A 6,330-nucleotide genomic window follows, 5' to 3' on the forward strand; every position below is an offset into this window, starting at 1 on the left:
ATTTAACATACTTTTGCACCACAATAACACGGCGGGGTAGCTCAGATGGTTAGAGCGTAGGATTCATAACCCTAAGGTCGGCAGTTCGATTCTGCTCCCCGCTACCCGATTTCAGACATCCCATTACAGGATGTCTTTTTTATTGTTTCTGCATTTTCAGGCTTCGCAGAGAATTAAATTTTCCCGCTTTCAGTTTATCAGTCTAGGTAAATCACCTGTTTCACCCTGCTACTGTATGAAATTACTATTACAATATCTCAGCCGTTACAAATGGCTGATATTGCTGGCTCTCCTGATGGCCGCAATCAACCAGGTTTTTTCGCTTCTTAACCCGTACATATTAGGTAACCTGCTCATCGACCCTTACGCGAATAAGGCTGCATACTTCCGCAACAATGGACTGGACGATGAATTTTTCAAAGGCGTACTGACCGGCTTGCTGCTGATAATCGGCACAGCGATGGTATCCCGCATTGCCAAAGCTTTCCAGGATTACCTGGTTAATGTGGTGATCCAGAAATTTGGCGCTAACCTGTATACGGACGGACTCCGCCATGCATTGCGGCTGCCTTTTCAGGATTTTGAGGACCAGCGAAGCGGCGAAACGTTATCAGTCCTGCAAAAAGTGCGGGCAGATTGTGAGAAGTTCATCATGAACTTTGTCAATGTACTCTTTACCACGCTGATCGGTATTGTATTCGTTGTGATTGTGGCATTCAAGCTCAGTCCGATGCTCCCGCTGATTTACCTGGTAGGCTCCGTAGTGTTAGCGATTCTTACAAGCATTCTCAGCCGCAGGATCAAAGCGATACAGAAGAATATTGTCTCTGAAACCACCGCCCTCGCCGGCTCTACAACCGAATCACTAAGAAATATTGAACTTGTAAAAAGCCTGGGGCTGACGCAACAGGAGATCAGCAGGTTGAATACCACTACTTTCAAAATCCTTAAACTGGAATTGAAAAAGGTAAAAAGCATTCGATCAATCAGCTTTATACAAGGTACTTTCGTCAACTTCCTGCAGCAATGCATCATGTTCGCCCTCTTGTTTTTTGTCTTTCGGGATCAGATTACTGTCGGACAAATGATGATGATGCAATTTTACTCGTTCTTCATTTTTGGCCCGTTGCAAGAGCTAGGTAATGTAATTCTTTCTTATAGAGAGGCCGAAGCTTCGCTGAACAACCTGCAAACACTTCTGGCAAGACCCATTGAAAAGAAACCTTTGCTGCCCGAGAAAATCGGTGAAATTGAAGTATTGGAATTCCAGCAGGTTAAATTTCAGCACCAGTCAGCTACTCGACCAGCATTGGAAAACATTTCATTCCGTGTTGAAAAAGGCGAAACGATCGCATTTGTAGGTCCGTCCGGCTCGGGTAAAACCACGTTAGTAAAGTTGCTGGTAGGACTTTATCCGCCTATTGAAGGGAATGTTTATTACAACAACTTCAATGGGAATAGCATTGATTTTGATGAAATAAGAAATAAAATCGGCTTTGTAACGCAGGATACGCAGCTTTTCTCGGGTACTATTAAAGAAAATCTGCTTTTTGTCAATCCCGATGCGACGGATGAGATGATTAATGATGTGCTGCTCAAAGCGGCATGTTATAACCTGCTTTCACGTGCCGAAAATGGCATTTACACGGTAATTGGTGAAGGTGGATTGAAGCTCTCCGGAGGTGAACGTCAGCGATTGTCCATTGCCCGCGCATTGCTCCGCAATCCCAACCTCATCATTTTTGACGAAGCCACTTCAGCCCTGGATTCGCTGACGGAAGAGGAGATATCCAACACCATCCGCACCATTACCGATCAGCGGCAGCATATTACTGTGATGATTGCCCACCGCTTGTCGACCGTCATGCACGCAGATCGCATTTACGTACTTGAAAAAGGCCGGATTATCGAAGTGGGAACACACAGCTCGCTGCTGGATGAAAAAGGGCTCTACTATGCAATGTGGCGCCAGCAGATTGGCGAACGTAAAGACGAGCAGGTAGTTTCGGTATAAACCAAATCGGCACCTGCTTGCAATAATGAATTGAATGCGGAGTCTGCTACGGTTTAAAGGTCAGACTCCGCCATAGATAAAATACCAGGTAGCTTTCCCAACCTTTGTACAGCGAGAAAAGTGCAGCTATCCTGTCTGTTTCCTTCCTATCGTGGATTATGTTATGATTAGCTAATGCATTCAGCAGCCCGATATCTCCGTGCGGAATGCTTTCCGGTTCGCGTAGCGACTTCATCAATGCATAATTGGCAGTCCACACACCGATACCTTTGTGAGCAGTAAGTGCCTTCATTTTCGAGCTAAAATCGGGCAAAGTTTCGAGCATCTCGCGGCTCAGCGCGCCGGAGGCAAATGCTTTTGAAATACCGATCGTATAATCTGCCTTCTGCGTAGAGAATTGCATTGCCTTTAACTCCTCCATACTTACCGCAGCTAACACTTCCGGATCAGGAAAAACGAAATAGCTCCGGCCTTCGTGCACGATCCGCTTGCCAAACTGCTCTACCAGCGCGCGCTTTACTTTATATGCAAAAGAAAGATTGATCTGTTGGCCAATAATGGACCAGCAAATTGTCTCATATAAATTGGCAATGCTCACCAGCCGCAAACCTTTGAATGCCTCTGCCATATAAGCCAGCCGCGTATCTTTTTTCAACAGATCATAAAAAGGCTGGATTTGCGTATCCATGTCAAACCATTCGCGGATATACCGGATCAAAAATGCCTCTTCTTCCTGATCTATTTCACCTTTCAGCAGCTCTACTTTCAGGAAGTTGCCATTTTCAACTATCCTGACGAGCACAAGCTGTCCGTTGATTTCCAAAGCTTTATAAATGCTGTTGTCGCGAATTTCGTGCAGGCAGTCGTCGTAGTTGCGGTTTAAAAACCACATACATTCCTCAAAACTGAAAAGCGCTGGTGTGGGTATGAGTATCATATTAATGCAGGATTTTGAAAACCAGCTCCCTCAGCAACTCGCCTTCCGGTACCGTAACGCCGTCAAGACCCTTCATTCTGCCATCGCATTCACGGAGGTAATGGATGATATTGGCCACCTTCGGCAGCGGGTAATTCCGGCAGGCAAGCAGGTAATCTTTGACAAAATACGGGTTGACACCCAATTCCGCGGCCAGGCCTTTTTCACTTTTATCCGGTGATTTATGTGCCAATAAGAGTTTGGAGTAAAAGTTATATAAAATGATCAGAATGGGCGCCAGCGGGTTATCCTTTGTATTTGCCGAAAAATGATGCGCGATCTGGTTGGCCTTCATGACATCCCGCAACATCAATGCTTTTTGAAATTCGAATACATTATATTCTTTGCTGATCCCCACGAAACGCTCCACCGCACCCGCATCTATCCCCTCACCTACTTTCAGGTTCACCATGACCTTTCTGATCTCGTTGGTAAGCCGCTTCAAATCGTTGCCAATATTATCAACTAGCATCAGCACAGCTTTGGGACTGATCTTCACTCCCTCCTGCTGGCAAAATGACGAAACCCAGTCCGGCAGTTTGTTGTCGTACATCTTTTTCGATTGCACCACCGCGCCTTTCGCATGGATCGCCTTGATGTAGGCGCGCCGCTCATCGGCATTTGCATGAAAGCAAAATACCAATACCGTACTCGAAAGCGGGTTTTGAGCATAATCTTCCAGTCGCGCCAGCTGATCTTTCTGTTCGATCCCGCCGAGCTTATTCGCATCTTTAACCAAAACCAATTGCCGCTCCGACATAAAAGGAAAGCGGCGCGCGTAGCTCAGCACCCCGGCAACATCGGTATCCTTTCCGTAAAGTACAAACTGGTTAAACCCTTTTTCTGATTCAGGAACAATGCGTTTTTCCAGTTCTTCGGCAATGGAATCAATGTAGTAAGGTTCATCGCCGTGGAGGAAATAGATCGGCAGGTATCGTTTGTTTCGAATGTCTTTAAGAATGCTTTCAGGAGTATGCGCCATTTTGGATACCCGGTAAGCCGGGCTATGTCAATTATATATGGATTAATGTTAAAAAGGAAGTCAGCGGGTTGCATTGTCTACAATGAACTTCGCTGCATTGGCTTGGAGCTCGGGAAAGAATGCCAGGAACTTCCCGTAATAAAATGCTTCATTTTCTTCCAGATCCTTTGCTGCAAATTTAATGGGATAAAGGTAATCTGCGCGGCGGGATAGTCTGTTGAATGTAGTATCAATGCCTTCGAGCGTCGCGTATCCGGTCAGCCAGTCCTGCCGGATCATCGACCGCACCATCGGGATCATGCTTTCCGGGATCAGGTATTCGTTCTTTTCAATCTCCGAGTATTTGCTATGCACATAAACGCGAAGCGGTTCCGGGTGATAGTCGCCGAAATGTTTTGCCAGGAAATAATCGAAGTAGATATCCATGACAATCCCGGCGAGCTTTCCCTGTGTTCGCGCGGCCCGCTGCTTTGCATTAAGTACCTCGGGGTGCGTGTCCGTAAACGAATCTATGAACCTGTGCAGCTTCAATCCAAGAACGTATTCCGGGTTCCAGTTTGCCGTTTTTTCGGGTGTAAGCCTGCCTTTTACAAAATCGCCCACATAATTTCCCATCATGATTCCTTCACTTTCACCTGACAGCAAAATATGGGCTAAAAAGTTCATAGCAATTACATTTTAACAAAAATCCCGTACGTTTGCCATCATTCCTTTTATGGAACAATTCTTTTACAACAACATTCATTTTAATCAAACGAGCAAATGAAAGTCGAAAAAAATAACGTTGTCGCGTTGACATATAGCTTACAAATTCCTGACTCCGATGGAGAAATGGATGTTGTTGAGGTAGTTAGCGAAGATGATCCAATGTACTTCATCCAGGGCATCAGCGGGCTGCCCGAAGGATTCGAATCGCAGATCGAAGGTTTGTCGGCAGGTGACACTTTCGAGTTTACTGTTGAGCCCGAAGAAGGCTACGGTGAATACGACGAAGAAGCTGTCGTAGAGCTTCCCAAAGCCGTTTTCCAGATGGAAGATGTAGACCAGGACGAGCTGCTTCAAATAGGTAATATCATTCCGATGACCAACGAAGACGGTGAAAGAATGCACGGCCAGGTGGTAGAGATTAAAGAGGATATTGTCCTGATGAACTTCAATCACCCATTGGCAGGCAAAGAAATGCATTTCTCCGGCCAGATAATCTCAGTACGCCCCGCAACCCCCGAAGAAATCAGCCACGGACATGTGCATGGAACTGGCGGGGTGCATCATCACTAGGAGGAATTTTGAATGACTGAATGAGTGAATATTTGAATGGTGAGTTAGTGAGTGAGTGAGTTGGTGAGTGAATGAGTGGTTTAGTTCCTAGTTACTTTTGAAACTAACTACGCAATAGTTCTGCAAACGCAAAAATTCAGTCATTCAATCATTCAAAATTCACTAACTCACTAACTCACTAACTCAAAATTCACTCATTCAGTCATTGAGTACTGCTCCACCTCCACGCCGAACCTTCTCAAAAACTCCACCCCTTCTTCTACGGCAATTCCCTTGTATGCTGCGTAGGAATGCAGGAAAATGACCTTCCTTATCTTCATTGTATAAATCACCCTCGCGCAGGCAATGCAGGGCGCCAGGGTTACGAAAAGTGTTGATCCCTCGATGTTTGAACCGTTTTTGACGGCGAACAAAATCGCATTCTGTTCTGCATGAAGTGCAAGTGAACAGCTTCCTTTTGCGTCTCGCGGACAACCTACTCCCGGAAATTCTTCATCACAATTGTGCGTTCCGGCGGGCGGTCCATTGTATCCGATTGAAATAATTCTTGTGTCTTTTGTAAGTACCGCACCTACCTGGGCTTTGATGCAGTGAGAGCGCTTGGCAAGATTTTTTGCCAACTCCATGAAAATGTCATCAAATTCCGGCCGCAAATTCGTTGTAGGTAATGTCATTCGTTTTACTGTATTTTTTTACAAACTTAGATAAATGGCAGTTGGATTCAATATGGATTTAGGACTATGATCAGAGGGGTTTTGCATTACCTGTTTTTATTATTCATTTTACCGCTTGCAGCCAGTGCACAGCAGGACCGGGTGATATTGGCTTTGTCAAAAGAGCCTGCGGCGCTGTTTAAATCGTACCAGTTTTTCATTCAGGAAGTAGAAGATAAACGGACAAACCCGGGAGCGGCGCTGGGCAAAGTGATTGCTTTTGGCAAAGAGATACCTGCCGCATTGCCCGGCAATGCGGAAAAAGAGCTGTTCAATTACTGGTCGTTTGCTGCGCCCAAAAAAGAACAGACATACCTTCCCCTTTATATCACAATAAAGGATTTGTCCCTGAACGAAAAACGTGTCG

The 6,330-nt window shown here is 45.5% G+C and carries 6 protein-coding genes, 1 tRNA gene and 1 pseudogene; 4 read left to right on the forward strand and 4 right to left on the reverse strand.

From position 1 onward, the window contains the following. Positions 1 to 30: 30 nt before the first annotated feature. Both ACTIE6_RS15045 and ACTIE6_RS15050 read left to right on the forward strand, forming a co-directional pair. Positions 31 to 104: transfer RNA gene (locus ACTIE6_RS15045), tRNA-Met, on the forward strand. Positions 105 to 235: 131 nt separating this feature from the next. After that, entirely contained in the window at positions 236 to 2,014 is a 1,779-nt protein-coding gene (locus ACTIE6_RS15050) for an ABC transporter ATP-binding protein (RefSeq protein ID WP_439557421.1), read from the forward strand. A gap of 46 nt (positions 2,015 to 2,060) precedes the next feature. Here the strand turns inward: ACTIE6_RS15050 and ACTIE6_RS15055 are convergent, their stop codons facing one another. The 3 genes from ACTIE6_RS15055 to ACTIE6_RS15065 are packed head-to-tail and all read right to left on the reverse strand — an operon-like array spanning position 2,061 to position 4,638. Next, the gene (locus ACTIE6_RS15055; protein ID WP_439557422.1) at positions 2,061 to 2,951 is read right to left on the reverse strand and encodes a DNA-3-methyladenine glycosylase family protein; all 891 of its coding nucleotides are present in this window, start codon (positions 2,949 to 2,951) and stop codon (positions 2,061 to 2,063) included. A gap of 1 nt (position 2,952) precedes the next feature. Beyond that, positions 2,953 to 3,972 (reverse strand): DNA polymerase III subunit delta, encoded by a 1,020-nt coding sequence (gene holA, locus ACTIE6_RS15060; RefSeq protein ID WP_439557423.1) that lies wholly within the window; start codon positions 3,970 to 3,972, stop codon positions 2,953 to 2,955. Between the two features lie 60 nt (positions 3,973 to 4,032). Continuing rightward, positions 4,033 to 4,638, reverse strand: coding sequence for an ACP phosphodiesterase (locus ACTIE6_RS15065; RefSeq protein WP_439557424.1), 606 nt, complete (start codon positions 4,636 to 4,638; stop codon positions 4,033 to 4,035). Between the two features lie 96 nt (positions 4,639 to 4,734). Here ACTIE6_RS15065 and ACTIE6_RS15070 point away from each other — a divergent pair, with 96 nt between their 5' ends. After that, positions 4,735 to 5,250 (forward strand): FKBP-type peptidyl-prolyl cis-trans isomerase, encoded by a 516-nt coding sequence (locus tag ACTIE6_RS15070; protein ID WP_439557425.1) that lies wholly within the window; start codon positions 4,735 to 4,737, stop codon positions 5,248 to 5,250. A 194-nt stretch (positions 5,251 to 5,444) separates the two neighbouring features. Here ACTIE6_RS15070 and ACTIE6_RS15075 read toward each other — a convergent pair whose 3' ends face one another. Then, positions 5,445 to 5,924, reverse strand: a complete 480-nt coding sequence (locus ACTIE6_RS15075; RefSeq protein ID WP_439557426.1) for a deoxycytidylate deaminase — start codon at positions 5,922 to 5,924, stop codon at positions 5,445 to 5,447. Between the two features lie 66 nt (positions 5,925 to 5,990). Here ACTIE6_RS15075 and ACTIE6_RS15080 point away from each other — a divergent pair. After that, positions 5,991 to 6,330: pseudogene (locus ACTIE6_RS15080) on the forward strand (DUF922 domain-containing protein); the annotation flags it as partial.

Origin of the sequence: Dyadobacter sp. (assembly GCF_051859145.1) — a bacterium.
GTDB lineage: Bacteria > Bacteroidota > Bacteroidia > Cytophagales > Spirosomataceae > Dyadobacter.

Bases quoted from the DNA above. Each gene is read 5' to 3' on its own strand.
- ACTIE6_RS15050 (WP_439557421.1), top strand. From the start codon at position 236: ATGAAATTACTATTACAATATCTCAGCCGTTACAAATGGCTGATATTG.
- ACTIE6_RS15055 (WP_439557422.1), bottom strand. From the start codon at position 2,951: ATGATACTCATACCCACACCAGCGCTTTTCAGTTTTGAGGAATGTATG.
- holA (WP_439557423.1), bottom strand. From the start codon at position 3,972: ATGGCGCATACTCCTGAAAGCATTCTTAAAGACATTCGAAACAAACGA.
- ACTIE6_RS15065 (WP_439557424.1), bottom strand. From the start codon at position 4,638: ATGAACTTTTTAGCCCATATTTTGCTGTCAGGTGAAAGTGAAGGAATC.
- ACTIE6_RS15070 (WP_439557425.1), top strand. From the start codon at position 4,735: ATGAAAGTCGAAAAAAATAACGTTGTCGCGTTGACATATAGCTTACAA.
- ACTIE6_RS15075 (WP_439557426.1), bottom strand. From the start codon at position 5,924: ATGACATTACCTACAACGAATTTGCGGCCGGAATTTGATGACATTTTC.